Origin of the sequence: Vibrio mangrovi (assembly GCF_024346955.1) — a bacterium.
Classification (GTDB): Bacteria; Pseudomonadota; Gammaproteobacteria; order Enterobacterales; family Vibrionaceae; genus Vibrio; species Vibrio mangrovi.
The window spans coordinates 1647816-1663469 of sequence record NZ_AP024883.1; the positions used below are offsets into that span (position 1 = coordinate 1647816).

Here is a 15654-nt window from a genome sequence, read left to right on the forward strand (position 1 = left end):
TAATCTCTTTCAAATAAGAAAGTTATGATGAGCGTTTTGTTATGAGTGATTATTTTACTGGTATCTGAAAACGCTCTGAAAATAATGCTAATATGATTTGAGAATTCGCGACTATGGATAGTGCAAATTCGCCTTTGGGAAGTGAACGACATTTGCTGTGGATTATTCAACTGGCACCGGTGCTGGTTGTTGGTTGCCTTGCAGTGTTGTTGAACGGTTATCTGTATGAGGCTGACAGAAAGAGATTTACCGAGAATAGTGATTCGCTACGCTATGAAATGACGGTCTCAGAGAAATCGTTGATGCAGCAGCATGTGGCTCTGATTCATAAAGAGTTTGAACGGCAGAAATCATATCTCATGCAACGCCTTCAGTCCCGGGTTCGTCAGCGGGTTTATGATGCTTATGAGATGATTAACCACCTCTATTATCAAAATAATGTCCTTTCTCCGGAAGAAATCAAACATTCAGTAACGCAGGCATTACAGTCACAGGGCTCTATTGGCCGTTCCGGTTATTTCTTCATTCAATCCCGTCGTCATTCTCAGCAACTGGGAGCTCTGGCAGAGAATATTCAGGTATTTCCGGCTTCTTTCCATCCTGACTCACCCGTCTCTGATGCATTTATGGCACAAATTGAGCGTAAGGGAGAGTCTTTCTTTCGCTGGAAAGTTCAGCCGCAGTTCCATCAGTCTTCAGTTGAGAGAATGGGATTCGGTAAGTATTTTTCCCCGTTGGGATGGGTTATTGGTGCGGTCGAAAATGTTTCGGCAATGGAATATGACGTCCAGCAGTCGTTATTGAACTGGATTGACCAATATCCTTACGAGCAGGTTCGCCATCAAAGTGGTGATACCTATGTCATCTCTGTTGTTGATCGCAATGGTCAGATTCTGGCTCATAGCGAGCCGTCTTATATCGGCAGACAGCTTGAAGGTATACAGACATCAACAGAGAAAACCGTTCCCTGGTCAACCTTCGGTTTATCTCATCTTCCCGGCAGTTTCGTGCAGGGGCAGATGAAATTCAGTGATGGTCTGACTGCTGAAAATTCGATTCTTTATATGGATGGTCTGGGTAAGTGGGGCTGGACGATTGTCGCTGGTTTCCCGATGACGCGTTTTGATGATTATTTTCAGCAGAAACTGGCTCATATGAAGCGTAAGAGTGATGAGGCATTGTGGAATATCGTTGTCTTCAGTGCCTTGTTTTCGGGGATGATTCTGTTGATTTCTTATTATGTCGGCAGGATGATCGCCGGGCGCTTTTCCCGCTATCAGGAAAAAATTCGCCAGCATATTCAGCATGTTGAAGATGCCCGGGATCAGATGCATTTTATGGCAATGCATGATGTCCTGACATCGTTACCCAATCGGATGATGTTTCTGAATGGTATCAACCAGGAAATTTCAAGACTCCGTTTTAAATCGCCGGAACAATATCTGGTTGTTGTATTTGTCGATCTTGATGATTTCAAAAAAATCAATGATAAATATGGTCATGCGATTGGTGATCAACTGTTGGTCATGGTTGCTGAGCGTTTTAAACACCTGCTGGATGAGCATGAATCCGTTGCCAGATTCGGGGGCGATGAGTTTGTATTCCGTTTTTCGGGATTTGCCCGGAAAGAAGATGCAGAACAGAAAGTTTCGCGAATACAGCATGTATTTGATGAGCCATTTGATCTGGATGGTACTCATTTACATACAACCTGTAGTATCGGAGCAAGTCTGTATCCCGATGATGGTGAATCCGCTGAAGAGCTATTACATAAAGCTGATATTGTGCTTTATCAGGCGAAGAAAAATCAGCGGGGAAGCATCGTTTTCTACAATCAGGATATTCATGCGCACCTGCAACATTTTCTCGCGATTGAAGCCCAGCTTGAACATGCGTTGAATAAGCAGGAATTGTTTATCTGTTACCAGCCGTTAGTTCACGTCAAAACATGGAATGTTCTTGGTGTTGAAGCATTGGTCCGGTGGAATAATGATGTGCTCGGCGTCGTGAAACCTGAAGAGTTTATCCATATTGCTGAAGATGTCGGCCTGATCTATCCGTTGGGAAATTACATTTTTGAGCGGGCCTGCCGGGAAGTTCTGGCAATCAGTCCAAACGGTCTCTGTGCGCTGACTCTGAATGTGAATGTCTCCGCCAAACAGCTACTGGCTCCGGGATTTGTGCGGGATATTGTTGCGATTGTCCACAAAGTTGGAATCGATATTCACCGAATTCATTTGGAAATTACGGAAAGTGCATTTATCCGGGAATTCCGGCAGGCCCGTGAAATTTTACTGTCTTTGAAGCGGGAAGGTGTTCGGATCTCACTGGATGATTTCGGTAAAGGTTATGCCTCTCTGAGTTATCTGAATCAGTTACCGATTGATGAGGTTAAAATTGATAAGAGCTTTATTGATAAAATGTTATGCAGTGAAGAGAGCCGTTCTCTGATTAAATCGATACTGGCAATTGGGCAGTCTGCTCATTTCAATGTAGTTGCCGAAGGAGTTGAAACCCATGCCCAGTTACTGGAACTGACCAATCATTCCCCGACAGGTTGTCTGGCTCAGGGTTATTACTTTGATAAACCAATGAGTGTCGAAATGATTCAGGAAAGAATGCGGTCGTCAAAACGCTGGGGTTGTGGGCTCCGGTGAACTTCATCTGGCTGCCTCCGATAGCCAGAATTCCCTCTAACTTACTGCAAATAGCATTTATATAGGCACATAAATGAATATTCGTAGGATCAGGCAAAAATACGGTAATAATGGGCTATAAGCCTGTCGATAACTCACGTTATATTTCACTATCAGACAAAGAATGATGTTGTTGTAACTTCGTTTGAAGTGAGTACCGGTTAACGGGTTCATTGAGTTATATGACAAGGGAGTCATCCAGATGAGTGAAGATATAAATCAGACAAGAAGAAAAGCGATGAAAGCAACCGGTGCAGTTGGTGTCGGTATGATGCTTTCAAACCCAGTGAATGTTCTGGCAAGTCAATCCGGTGCTGAGGGTAAAATCCAGTCGCGTGGATACGCTGCTTTTGATACCTCGGGAAAACTGGCACCATGGAAATTTGAGCGTCGCCCGGTCGGAGATAATGATGTACTGATTGATATCAAATATGCCAGTATCTGCCATTCTGATATCCATCAGGAAAAAGGTCACTGGGGACCGCAACAGTACCCACAGGTTCCGGGCCATGAAATGGTCGGGATTGTTGCTGCTGTCGGTAAAAATGTGACTAAATTTAAAGTAGGCGACCGTGCTGGTGTCGGCTGTATGGTCGGTGGCTGCCATGACTGTAATACCAATGAAGAACAATATGGTGCTGATACCATCTTTACTTATGGTTATCCGGATAAGCGTTCTCCAACTGGGATTTCTCAGGGTGGATACTCCAATAACATTGTTGTAGAAGACCACTACGCAGTACATGTTCCTGAAGGCGTGAGCTTTGAAGAAGCAGCACCGCTGATGTGTGCAGGGATTACCACTTATTCTCCGCTGATGCGTGCCGATCTTAAACCCGGGACAAAAGTAGGTGTTGCGGGTATTGGCGGCCTGGGTCATATGGCGGTGAAAATTGCACTGTCAAAAGGTGCTGAGGTTTATGCTTTCACCACATCGCCTTCTAAAGTCAAAGATATTCTGGCCTTTGGTGCCAAAGAAGTTATTGTTGTTGATGATATTTCCAAATTGGGTAAGTACCGAGGTCAGATGGACTATATGATCTCGACGATTCCATATGGATTTGATGTTGTCGCGTATGCCGCTGTTGTGAAGCCATACGGTACTTTTACTCAGGTAGGAATGCCTGAAAAATTTGAAGTGACTATGAATGCGCTGAGTCTGGCTGCATCACGGGTTAACTTCAATTCGTCTTTGATCGGTGGAATGCAAGAAACTCAGGAAATGGTGAATTACTGTGTTGAGCATAATGTATTACCTAAAATTGAGATGATTAGTGCTAAGCAGATCAACGATGCCTGGGAAAATGTGGTTAATAAGAAAGCAAGATACCGTTATGTAATTGACGCATCAACCTTCTAATCTCATTTATCAGATAGTTTGTTTCGAAAGGGCGATAGTTTATCGCCCTTTTTTATATCCTATGCGCAGTAAGTAATGGATGAACAACGAATTCTGGACAATATGATGTTCTTATAGCAAAGTAAAACACGGTTCTAACAACAAATAAGGATAAGGACTCAGAATGTTTAGTCATATTGTCGTCGGCTCAAATGATATTGAAAAATCAAAAATATTTTATGATGCACTGATGGAAGTGTTAGGGTATTCAGCGGGGATAATTGATGCGAAAGGCCGCTGTTTATACATTAACCCCGAGGGGAACTTTGTTGTGACTTCACCAGTTAATGGGGAAGAAGCAACTTCTGGCAATGGGATGACAATCGGTTTTAAAGTTACTAGTCCAGAATTGGTTGACGCATGGCATGAAGCCGGGGTTACTAGCGGTGGGATAGCATGTGAAGATCCTCCGGGAGTTCGTTCAAGCGCTGGTCGGGAAATGTATTTAGCTTATCTGCGGGATCCGACAGGAAACAAGCTCTGCGCTATGCATCTTATATCACAATGATGGCTAGCTTAAGCCTTTCTTCATATCAATAAAAATCATCCCGGCTTGTCCGGGATGATTTTTAGGTTCTATTGGCAGGATGCCGTTAAAGTACTGCTGCGATCGCTTTACACAGTGGCAGCATATTTGCTTTGGTCATGCCGGCGACACTAATACGTCCGGAGCCGACAATATAGATAGCGAATTCACTCTTCAGACGAGCAACCTGTTCAGGGCTCAGGCCAGAGAAAGAGAACATACCGTTTTGACGGGCAATGAAACTGAAGTCCTGTTGAACACCTTGCTCTTTCAGTGTTGCGACAAACAGATCGCGCATTTCCTGAATCCGTTCACGCATTTCGGCCACTTCCTGAATCCACTCAGCATTAAGTTCCGGATTGTTCAGAATGGTCGTGACAACAGCTGCACCGTGTGCCGGTGGGTTTGAATAGATCGAACGAATGATGCTTTTTACCTGAGAAAATGCAGTTGCAGCAATTTCTTCTGATTCAGCGACCAGAGTAAATGCGCCGACACGCTCGTTATACAGGCCGAAGTTTTTCGAGAATGAGCTGGCAACCAACAGTTCTTTGTTATAACGGGCAAAGATCCGCAGTCCGGCAGCATCTTCTTCGACACCTTTCGCAAAACCCTGATATGCAAAGTCGAACAGAGGAATCAGTCCTTTTTCTGCCATGAGTTTTGCCAGTGTTTCCCACTCTTCAGCCGTCGGATCGATGCCTGTTGGGTTATGGCAACAACCGTGAAGCAGAACGATATCTCCGGCAGCCGCATTTTGCAGATCAGCAACCATGGCCGAGAAATCTTTATCTTTGGTCTCTGCGTTATAGTAGCAGTATTGTGCCGTTTCCAGACCAGCAGCTTTGAATACCCCGTTGTGGTTTGCCCAGGTAGGGTTGCTGATCCAGATTTTGGTGCTGCTCAGATGGCGTTTGATAAACTCACCGGCAACCCGCAGTGCACCTGTGCCGCCTGGTGCCTGAGATGTTTTGGCTCTTTTGCTGGTAACAATTTCTGCATCGGCACCAAACAGCAGCTTTTGTACTGCCAGAGCATACTCCGCCATTCCTTCAATGGTGAGATAAGATTTTGTTTTTTCTGATTCGAGCAGAATTGCTTCTGCTTTTTTGACCGTCGCCAGAATCGGTGTTTCGCCGGATTCATTTTTATAAATACCGACACCCAGATTGATCTTCTCTGCACGTGGGTCGCTTTTGAACTCTTCAGTTAAGCCAAGAATGGGATCAGCCGGTGCTGCGACAACTTTTTCAAACATGTTTCTCGTCCGTGTAAAATTGAAAGGAAAGGGTGAATTTTTATGCCTGTTTAGAGGCATGCCAATGCAATTATTTATACATCTATGACTATCTTGTTACAACCGTCACATGATGAAAAAATTAAATAATTTCTGCTTTTGTCCAAATCATGTGGGAAACGGTTTTTTCAGACATAATTTATACTCAGTTAACCTCACGCAAAATAAAAATGCCACCGATTAGACGGTGGCATTATCAATAATAACAGATGTAAAACAACCAGATTAGAAGTTGGCTGAACGAGGTGTTCTCGGGAATGGAATTACGTCACGGATATTCCCCATACCAGTCACATAAGAGACCAGACGTTCGAATCCGAGACCGAATCCTGAATGAGGTACTGTACCGTAACGACGCAGGTCGCGATACCAGCTCATGCTTTCCGGTTCGATTCCCATATCCAGCATCCGCTGATCAAGAATGTCCAGACGCTCTTCACGCTGTGAACCACCGATAATTTCACCAATTCCCGGAGCCAGAACGTCCATAGCGGCGACAGTTTTACCATCGTCGTTCATACGCATATAGAATGCTTTGATATCTTTCGGATAGTTTTTCACAACAACCGGCGCTTTAAAGTGTTCTTCAGCCAGATAGCGTTCATGTTCCGAAGACATGTCAATTCCCCATTCGACCGGGAATTCGAAGGTTTTACCGGAATCAAGCAGGATTTGAATGGCATCAGTGTAATCAACCTGAGCAAAATCTGATTCAACAAATTTTTCCAGGCGGCTGATCACTTCTTTATCGATCCGTTGAGCGAAGAATTCCAGGTCGTCACGACGTTCTTCCAGAACTGCTTTGAAGACATACTTGAGCATGTCTTCGGCCAGTTTGGCAACATCATCCAGTTCTGCAAATGCAACTTCAGGTTCAACCATCCAGAATTCAGCCAAATGGCGGCTGGTGTTGGAGTTCTCTGCCCGGAAAGTTGGACCGAATGTATAAATTTTGCTTAGAGCACAGGCATAAGCCTCACCGTTTAGCTGGCCGGAAACCGTCAGAAATGTCTCTTTACCGAAGAAATCTTCATTAAAGTCGATATCACCTTGCTCTGTGTGAGGCAGATTAGTCAGATCCAGTGTTGAAACCCGGAACATTTCTCCGGCACCTTCACAGTCCGCAGCAGTGATCAGTGGGGTAGAAACCCAGAAAAATCCCTGTTCATGGTAAAAACGGTGAATAGCCTGAGAAAGACAGTTACGGACACGGGCAACGGCACCGATCACATTGGTACGTGGACGCAGGTGAGCGACTTCACGTAAGTATTCAATCGAGTGACGGGTTTTTGCCATTGGATAGGTATCAGCATCTTCAACCCATCCGACAACTTTGACTGCTGTTGCTGCCAGTTCAAAGTCCTGACCTTTTGCCGGTGATGCAACAACCTGACCTGTGACTTCGACAGAACAACCGGTTGTCAGTTTTAAAACTTCTTCATTGTAATTATTCAGATCATTAGGGACCACGGCCTGAATCGGGTCGAAACAAGAGCCGTCATAGATGGCAAGAAACGAAATTCCGGCTTTGGAATCACGACGTGAACGGATCCAGCCACGGACAGTGACTTCACTGTCAACTGCGAGCTTACCGCTTAATACGTCAACAACAGGCGCGTACGTCATAGTAATGTTTGTATCCTTTGGTTAATTATTACAAATAGTTAATTATTACAAATCAAGTGGTTATGCCATATGTGTCAGTGTCGTTATCTGACAGGAATCTTTCCCCGGCATCAATAGCTCCTAACAATACACTAAAATCAATGACTCTTGAATGGTTTAGCGTGAAGAAAGCCGGAGAAACACTATTCATTTACGACGCTTTTGACTACGGATTCGAAAGATATATGGTGCTGGGTGTTGCTTTCAACTGTGCCGTCATACCTGCCACGTGCTTTTCGCCACTTATTTTTTAATTCACCACTATGTCGCAAATCGACATCGGTGAGGCGTTTCGAAACATATCAACATAGAGGCCAGCCGATAACATCAGCGTGTAAGGACGATATGCCCTGAATGAAAGGTCAGCATGGAGAAAAATAAATGTTTACAAAGAATGATTCGATAGCCGGTTTCGATGATGCGGTATGGGCAGCAATGCAGCTTGAAGCAAAGCGACAGGAAGAACACATCGAGCTGATTGCATCAGAAAACTATACTAGCCCGCGTGTCATGGAAGCGCAGGGCTCTGTACTGACAAACAAATATGCCGAGGGCTACCCGGCGAAGCGTTACTACGGTGGCTGTGAGTACGTTGACCAGGTGGAAAGTCTGGCTATCGAGCGTGCTTGTCGTCTTTTCTGTGCTGATTACGCCAACGTTCAGCCTCACTCAGGTTCTCAGGCGAATGCTGCTGTTTACATGGCATTGTGTAATCCGGGCGATACGATTCTGGGAATGAGTCTGGATCATGGCGGTCACTTAACCCATGGTGCAAAAGTCAGCTTCTCCGGAAAAATCTACAATTCTGTTCAGTATGGTCTGAACCCGGAAACAGGTGAGATTGATTATGATCAGGTTGAGCGTCTGGCGAAAGAACACCGTCCGAAAATGATCGTTGCCGGTTTCTCTGCTTATTCAAGAAAAGTTGACTGGGCCCGTTTCCGTGAAATTGCCGACAGTGTCGATGCATACCTGTTTGTCGATATGGCTCACGTTGCCGGTCTGGTTGCAGCAAAACTTTATCCTAACCCAGTGCCATGGGCTGATGTTGTAACAACAACAACTCATAAAACACTACGTGGACCACGTGGCGGTCTGATTCTGGCACAAAGCAATCCTGAACTGGAGAAAAAACTAAACTCAGCAGTTTTCCCCGGAGGTCAGGGTGGTCCGTTGATGCATGTCATCGCTGCAAAAGCCGTTGCTTTCCAGGAAGCATTGCAGCCTGAGTTCCAGGAATATCAAAAGCAAGTGATTCTTAATGCTCAGGTGATGGCCGAAGTATTGAGTGGCCGCGGATTCGACATCGTATCTGATGGCACAGATAACCACCTGTTCCTGTTGAGCTTAATCAAGCAGGGATTAACCGGTAAGGCAGCGGATGCTGCACTTGGCCGAGCCAATATTACTGTGAACAAAAATGCAGTACCAAATGACCCTCAGTCACCGTTTGTGACATCCGGGTTGCGTATCGGATCTCCTGTAGTGACGACACGAGGATTTAAAGAGAAAGAATGTACGCTTCTGGCTGGCTGGATCGCCGACATTCTTGATGTCCTTGATGACGAAGCGAAGCTAGAGGAAAAAATAGAAGAAGTTAAGTCACAGGTTATCGCGCTTTGCGCTGAATTCCCTGTGTATCGCTAAGTCTTGCTAAGGATTATCTGGGAGTAGTATCTATGGAGCGTTATTCTGGATTTGGACTGTTAAAACACAGTCTGGCCTATCACGAAAACTGGCAACGTGTCTGGCGTAATCCAAAGCCCAAGAAAAAATACGATGTAATTATCATCGGGGGCGGCGGTCACGGTTTGGCGACGGCTTATTATCTGGCTAAAGAACATGGCATCACGAATGTTGCCGTGATCGAAAAAGGCTATCTGGGCGGCGGTAACACCGCCCGTAATACCACGATTGTTCGTTCGAACTATTTGTGGGATGAAGCAGCTCACCTTTATGAGCATGCAATGAAGCTCTGGGAAGGACTTTCTCAGGATCTGAACTATAACGTGATGTTCTCCCAACGCGGTGTACTGAATCTGGGTCATACCTTACAGGATATGCGTGATATCGAGCGTCGTGTCAATGCCAACCGTCTGAATGGCATCGATGGTGAAGTTTTAGATGCCAAGCAGGTACAGGAAATCGTACCGCATATGGATTGCTCTCAGGACCGCCGCTATCCGGTAATGGGTGCTTCATGGCAGCCACGAGGCGGGGTTGCCCGTCACGATGCGGTCGCATGGGGTTATGCCCGTGGTGCCGACAGCTTCGGTGTTGATCTGATCCAGCAGTGCGAAGTCACTGATATGGTGATTGAAGATGGTGCGATTGTTGGAGTGAAAACCAACCGTCACGGCATCATCAAAGCAAACCGGGTGGGTTGTGTGACTGCCGGAAACTCCGGTGTGATGGCGAAAATGGCTGGTTTTGAAATGCCGCTTGAGTCTCACCCGCTGCAAGCTCTGGTATCTGAGCCGATTAAACCGATTCTGGATACTGTTGTGATGTCTAACCACGTACACGGTTACGTCAGCCAGTCTGATAAAGGTGACCTTGTTATCGGTGCCGGTATCGATGGTTATAACGGTTACGGCCAGCGTGGTTCATATCATACGATTGAACATACGCTTCAGGCGATCGTTGAGCTCTTCCCAATCTTTAGTCGTGTACGCATGAACCGTCAGTGGGGCGGTATCGTTGATACAACACATGATGCCTGTCCGATTATTTCGGATACACCGGTTGAGAATCTGTTCTTCAACTGTGGCTGGGGTACGGGCGGCTTTAAGGCGACTCCCGGATCCGGGAATGTCTTTGCTGCAACACTGGCAAAAGGTGAAGCACATGAGTTGGCGAAACCGTTCTCGATGTTTCGTTTCCACGATGGTGCGCTGGTGGATGAACATGGCGCAGCGGGCGTAGCACACTAAGCGAAGGAGAGCATTATGTTTCACATTTATTGCCCGCACTGTCATGAAGTGCGGGAAGAAGAAGAGTTTCATGTGAAAGGTCAGGCGCACATTTCACGCCCGCTTGACCCGGAACAATGTACAGATAAAGAGTGGGGTGAATACCTTCACTTCCGGGCCAACCCTCGTGGGTTGCATCATGAGATCTGGTATCACGCGCTTGGGTGCAGAAAGTTTTTCAATGTGTCACGGGACACAGTGACTTACGAAATCAAGCAGGTTTATAAAATGGGTGAACAACCTGAAAGCATGGCGAAACAGGGCTAAGGAGCGGAACAATGAAGCAGAAAAATCGCTTGTCGTCAGGTGGACGTATTGATCATTCAAAACCGCTGAATTTTACTTATAACGGTCGTCGTTATCAGGGATTTCAGGGTGATACGGTTGCATCAGCATTATTAGCCAATGGTATCGACATCGTTGGCCGTAGTTTCAAATACAGCCGTCCCCGCGGTATCGTGGCAGCCGGTGCAGAAGAGCCGAATGCAATTTTACAGTTGGGTGCAACTGAAGCGACTCAGGTTCCGAACGTCCGGGCGACTCAACAAGAGCTGTTCGACGGTTTGGTGTGTGCATCAACCAATGGCTGGCCAAGCGTTGAGAAAGATTTCATGGGCGTTTTTGGTAAAGTCGGCGGAAAGATGATGCCTCCGGGATTTTATTACAAAACGTTTATGTCTCCGGCTTCAATGTGGCCGACTTATGAGAAATATATTCGTAAAGCTGCCGGTCTTGGCCGTTCTCCGCTAGAAAACGATCCGGACACCTATGATCACATCAACCAACACTGTGACCTGATGGTTGTCGGGGCTGGCCCTGCCGGTCTTACTGCTGCACTGAGTGCTGCGCGTGCCGGAGCAAGAGTGATCATCGCTGATGAACAGAGTGAGTTTGGCGGCAGTCTGCTGGGTACTCAGGATTTCATCGATGGCAAACCTGCACTGGAATGGGTGAAAAATGTTGTTGCTGAACTGGAAACTTATCCGGATGTAACCCTGCTCAAACGTTCGACAGTCAATGGTTACCACGACCATAACTTCCTGACAATTCATGAACGGAAAACTGATCATCTGGCCGATCGTGCCGGACCGAATCAGGTTCGCCAGCGTCTGCATCGGGTTCGTGCTCGCTGGGTTGTTCTGGCAACAGGTGCTCATGAGCGTCCGCTGGTTTACGGAAACAACGATGTTCCCGGATGTATGCTTGCTTCTGCGGTTTCAACATATATCAACCGTTATAGCGTTGTTCCAGGCGAAAAACTGGTATTGATGACCACCAATGATGGTGCTTATCAGACCGCGATCGACTGGTTTAATGCCGGCCGTGAAGTTGTTGCTATTGTAGATACCCGGGCGAAACCAAAAGGTGATCTGATCGACCAGGCTCAGGCTCGTGGTATTCAGGTAATTACCGGCAGTGCTGTGATTGATGTTGAAGGGAAGAAACGTGTTTCCGGCGCTGTCATAGCAAGTATTGACAGTGAAGGGGACAAAGTTACCGGAAACGTTCGTACGATTGCGTGTGACACAATTGCCAGCTCAGGTGGCTGGAGTCCGGTTGTTCATCTGTCCTGCCACACTGGCAGCCGTCCGACCTGGGATGATGAAGTGATTGGCTTTATTCCGGGCAGAACAGTACAACGTCAGTTGACTGCGGGTTCTATCAACGGTCTGTTCAGTCTGGAAGAAGTACTGAAACAAGGTGTTTCTATCGGCCAGAAAGTCACCGAACTACTTGGTTTTACAGCGGAGAAAGCTGCGGTACCACAAACGGCAGTAATCAAAGAAGGTCCGGCAATGGCGTTGTTCCATGTGCCGCATACCAAACCGACTTCCCGCGCTCCGAAACAGTTTGTTGACTATCAGAACGATGTGACAGCTGCCGGGATTGAGCTGGCAACACTGGAAGGTTTTGAATCAATCGAACACGTTAAACGTTATACCGCAATGGGCTTTGGTACTGACCAGGGTAAATTGGGGAATATCAACGGGATGGCGATTGCTGCGAAAAAACTGGGTCAGACGATCCCGGATACGGGAACGACAATTTTCAGACCGAACTATACGCCGATTACATTTGGTGCGATCGCCGGTCGCCACTGTAATGACCTGTTCGATCCAATGCGCTATACCGCAATGCATGAATGGCATGTTGCTCACGGTGCGAAATTTGAAGATGTCGGTCAGTGGAAGCGACCATGGTATTACCCACGTGGTAACGAAACCATGCAGGAAGCTTTGAACCGTGAATGTAAAGCTGTGCGTGACAGTGTCGGCGTTCTGGATGCATCGACTCTGGGTAAAATCGATATTCAGGGAAAAGATGCCCGGGAATTTATCGGACGTATTTACACCAACGCCTGGGCGAAACTGGGTGTCGGTAAATGTCGCTATGGCCTGATGTGTGGCGAAGACGGCATGGTTTTCGATGACGGTGTGACTTCCTGTCTTGGTGAAAACCACTTCCTGATGACGACTACAACAGGTGGCGCGGCCCGCGTTCTCGAATGGCTGGAGTTCTACCATCAGACCGAATGGCCTGAGCTTGAAGTTTACTTCACCAGTGTAACTGATCATTGGGCAACAATGACGATTGGTGGTCCGAATAGCCGTAAGCTGCTGTCTGAACTGACGGATACCGATCTCAGTAATGACAACTTCAAGTTCATGGACTGGAAAGAAGCAAAAGTTGCAGGTGTGCCTGCCCGTATCTTCCGTATCTCGTTTACCGGAGAGCTTTCGTTTGAGATTAATGTTCAGGCAAACTATGCAAAATATGTATGGGACAAACTGTTTGAGCACGGAGAGAAATACAATCTGACACCTTACGGTACAGAAACCATGCACATCCTGCGTGCTGAAAAAGGTTTCATCATTGCCGGACAGGATACAGATGGTTCTGTCACGCCATATGACCTGAATATGGGCTGGTGTGTCGGTAACAATAAACCGTTCAGCTACATCGGTAAACGTGGTATGGCACTGGAAAGTAATGCCCGCGAAGGCCGTAAACAACTGGTTGGTCTGAAAACCCTTGATCCGAAAATCGTGTTACCTGAAGGTGCACAGGCGGTCAATAATCCGAATCAGCCTATACCGATGGAAATGCTGGGCCATGTCACTTCAAGTTACTGGAGTGCGAATCTGGATCGTAGTATTGCGATGGGATTTGTGAAAAATGGCCTGCAACGGATGGGTGAAAAGGTTTACTACCCACTGGTTGACGGACGTGTGGTTGAAGCTGAAATTTGTAGCGCTGTATTTTTTGATCCAAAAGGAGAACGCCAGAATGTCTGATGTATTAAGCCCTGAAAAACAACAAGCTTCAGGTTCTGATCTTGTGGCGGTGATGGACCAATATTCCTCAACGCCAGCTGAGACACCACTGCATATGAGTAAAAAGTCGTCTGTCGCGCAGGGGTCTGCTTCTGCCGGTGTGACAATGAAAGAGATTGCCCTGCTTGGGCATCTCACTCTCAGAGGTGACAGTAACGATCAGGGGCTGGTTGACGCCGTGTCGAAAGTTCTGGGACTACCGTTACCGACGCTGCCACTGACTTCGTCTGAGAAGGATGGGAAAGCGATTTGCTGGATGAGTCCTGACGAATGGTTAATTCTGGTTCCGGGCGAGCAGGCTTATGATGTGGAAGTGGCACTCCGGGAAAATCTCACCGGTCATTTCTCAATCGTGAATCAGAGTGGCGGACAGACGATTATTGAACTGAGTGGTCCTCAGGCGGTAAATATCCTGAAGAAAAGTACCACGCTCGATATTCATCCGAAAGAGTTTCCGGTCGGAAAGATCGCCGGATCAGTTCTGGCGAAAACTTCTGCTGTATTTCGTCGGGCTGACGAGCTGCGCTGGCAGATAGTCGTGCGTCGAAGCTTTGCGGATTACATCTGGCGGTGGCTTTCTGATGCCGGCAAAGAATATGGTTTATCCATTGAAAAATAAGCAATGAAGTAACTGCCGGGTTTTTACCCGGCAATTTTTATTGGAGTAACGAATGACCCCTTCTTCTGACACCTGGATTGTGACTGCAAGCTGTCCAAGCCGTTTAGGCACTGTTGATGTCGTGACCCGTTTCATGGCGGAATCGGCCAACTATATCAATGAGATCCATTCATTTGACGATCGGGTGCTTGATCAGTTCTTTTTGCGTATCGAGTTTACTCCGGAAGATGAGAATTTCTCTCCCGAGCAGTTTAACGAAAACTTTGCCGCGCGGGCCGAACCATTTGAGATGACCTGGCAACTCTATCCGGCAGCGAAAAAAGACCGGGTGGCGATTCTGGTTTCGAAATTTGACCATTGCCTGAATGACTTACTGTTCCGTTACCGGACTGGTCAGCTCAATATTGAAGTGCCGGTGATTATTTCAAATCACCCGGATCTGGAGCCGCTGGCAAAGTGGCACGATATTCCTTATTACCATCTGCCGATTACACCGGAGACCAAACGGGAGCAGGAAGAACAGATTTTACAGCTGGTCGAACAGTATCAGGTCGATTTGGTTGTGCTTGCCCGCTATATGCAGGTGCTGTCACCGGAAATGTGCGCCGCACTGGATGGCCGGGCGATCAATATTCACCACTCACTGCTGCCCGGATTTAAAGGCGCCCGCCCTTATCATCAGGCCTGGGAGAAAGGTGTGAAAATGGTGGGTGCAACTGCCCACTATGTGAATAACGATCTGGACGAAGGCCCGATTATTACTCAGGGAATTCAGCCGGTTGATCATGCTCACTATCCTGAAGATCTGATCTCGAAAGGGCAGGATGTAGAGCGGATTACATTGTTCAATGCGGTTCGTTACCATGTCGAACGCCGGGTCTTTCTCAGCGGCAACCGGACGGTGGTTTTCAGTAACTAGTTTTTAAGTCACTGGTTTTTGAGTGGTGAACAGAATTGTGCTGTCGGAGTTTCTGAAGGTCATCGAAACAGCTCACATTAAGCAACATTTTACAATGAAATGATGATAAAGGGAGCCTTCGGGTTCCCTTTTACGTTTCTCGTCGACATCAGTGGTCAGGATGTCGTTTTAAAACATGTTTACATCACCTGAATCACCAATAATTCAGCACAAAACAAGAAACGGA

11 protein-coding genes are annotated in these 15654 nt (G+C 46.8%); 9 read left to right on the forward strand and 2 right to left on the reverse strand.

What is annotated here, in order from left to right; translation table 11 throughout:
- Positions 1-113: 113 nt before the first annotated feature.
- The 3 genes from OCU74_RS07435 to OCU74_RS07445 all read left to right on the forward strand — a co-directional run bounded on the left by OCU74_RS07435 (position 114) and on the right by OCU74_RS07445 (position 4603).
- Complete coding sequence (locus OCU74_RS07435) at positions 114-2657, forward strand: bifunctional diguanylate cyclase/phosphodiesterase (protein WP_087479118.1); 2544 nt, start codon at positions 114-116, stop codon at positions 2655-2657.
- A gap of 241 nt (positions 2658-2898) precedes the next feature.
- Positions 2899-4056, forward strand: a complete 1158-nt coding sequence (locus OCU74_RS07440; RefSeq protein ID WP_087479119.1) for an NAD(P)-dependent alcohol dehydrogenase — start codon at positions 2899-2901, stop codon at positions 4054-4056.
- A gap of 163 nt (positions 4057-4219) precedes the next feature.
- A complete protein-coding gene (locus tag OCU74_RS07445) occupies positions 4220-4603 on the forward strand; it encodes a VOC family protein (RefSeq protein ID WP_087479120.1) in 384 nt (127 codons plus the stop codon).
- An 85-nt stretch (positions 4604-4688) separates the two neighbouring features.
- Here OCU74_RS07445 and OCU74_RS07450 read toward each other — a convergent pair whose 3' ends face one another.
- Positions 4689-5879 (reverse strand): amino acid aminotransferase, encoded by a 1191-nt coding sequence (locus OCU74_RS07450; RefSeq protein ID WP_087479121.1) that lies wholly within the window; start codon positions 5877-5879, stop codon positions 4689-4691.
- Between the two features lie 264 nt (positions 5880-6143).
- Entirely contained in the window at positions 6144-7544 is a 1401-nt protein-coding gene (gene asnS / locus OCU74_RS07455; RefSeq protein WP_087479122.1) for an asparagine--tRNA ligase, read from the reverse strand.
- Between the two features lie 420 nt (positions 7545-7964).
- On the opposite strand from asnS, the gene glyA reads away from it, so the two are divergent.
- From glyA to purU, 6 genes are read left to right on the forward strand one after another with little or no spacing between them, the layout of a single operon-like run.
- Positions 7965-9230: a serine hydroxymethyltransferase gene (gene glyA / locus OCU74_RS07460; protein ID WP_087479123.1), complete on the forward strand. Its 1266-nt coding sequence runs from the start codon at positions 7965-7967 to the stop codon at positions 9228-9230.
- 32 nt (positions 9231-9262) lie between these two features.
- Entirely contained in the window at positions 9263-10516 is a 1254-nt protein-coding gene (locus tag OCU74_RS07465; RefSeq protein WP_087479124.1) for a sarcosine oxidase subunit beta family protein, read from the forward strand.
- 15 nt (positions 10517-10531) lie between these two features.
- The gene (locus OCU74_RS07470) at positions 10532-10822 is read left to right on the forward strand and encodes a sarcosine oxidase subunit delta (RefSeq protein ID WP_087479125.1); all 291 of its coding nucleotides are present in this window, start codon (positions 10532-10534) and stop codon (positions 10820-10822) included.
- An 11-nt stretch (positions 10823-10833) separates the two neighbouring features.
- A complete protein-coding gene (locus OCU74_RS07475; protein WP_087479126.1) occupies positions 10834-13851 on the forward strand; it encodes a sarcosine oxidase subunit alpha in 3018 nt (1005 codons plus the stop codon).
- Positions 13844-14509 (forward strand): sarcosine oxidase subunit gamma, encoded by a 666-nt coding sequence (locus tag OCU74_RS07480; protein WP_200807640.1) that lies wholly within the window; start codon positions 13844-13846, stop codon positions 14507-14509. Before OCU74_RS07475 ends, OCU74_RS07480 begins: the two co-directional genes overlap by 8 nt.
- Positions 14510-14561: 52 nt before the next feature.
- Positions 14562-15428, forward strand: coding sequence for a formyltetrahydrofolate deformylase (gene purU / locus OCU74_RS07485; RefSeq protein WP_087479127.1), 867 nt, complete (start codon positions 14562-14564; stop codon positions 15426-15428).
- The last annotated feature ends 226 nt before the right edge of the window (positions 15429-15654 follow it).

Coding starts and splice junctions, on each gene's coding strand:
- OCU74_RS07435 (WP_087479118.1), top strand. CDS start 114: ATGGATAGTGCAAATTCGCCTTTGGGAAGTGAACGACATTTGCTGTGG.
- OCU74_RS07440 (WP_087479119.1), top strand. CDS start 2,899: ATGAGTGAAGATATAAATCAGACAAGAAGAAAAGCGATGAAAGCAACC.
- OCU74_RS07445 (WP_087479120.1), top strand. CDS start 4,220: ATGTTTAGTCATATTGTCGTCGGCTCAAATGATATTGAAAAATCAAAA.
- OCU74_RS07450 (WP_087479121.1), bottom strand. CDS start 5,879: ATGTTTGAAAAAGTTGTCGCAGCACCGGCTGATCCCATTCTTGGCTTA.
- asnS (WP_087479122.1), bottom strand. CDS start 7,544: ATGACGTACGCGCCTGTTGTTGACGTATTAAGCGGTAAGCTCGCAGTT.
- glyA (WP_087479123.1), top strand. CDS start 7,965: ATGTTTACAAAGAATGATTCGATAGCCGGTTTCGATGATGCGGTATGG.
- OCU74_RS07465 (WP_087479124.1), top strand. CDS start 9,263: ATGGAGCGTTATTCTGGATTTGGACTGTTAAAACACAGTCTGGCCTAT.
- OCU74_RS07470 (WP_087479125.1), top strand. CDS start 10,532: ATGTTTCACATTTATTGCCCGCACTGTCATGAAGTGCGGGAAGAAGAA.
- OCU74_RS07475 (WP_087479126.1), top strand. CDS start 10,834: ATGAAGCAGAAAAATCGCTTGTCGTCAGGTGGACGTATTGATCATTCA.
- OCU74_RS07480 (WP_200807640.1), top strand. CDS start 13,844: ATGTCTGATGTATTAAGCCCTGAAAAACAACAAGCTTCAGGTTCTGAT.
- purU (WP_087479127.1), top strand. CDS start 14,562: ATGACCCCTTCTTCTGACACCTGGATTGTGACTGCAAGCTGTCCAAGC.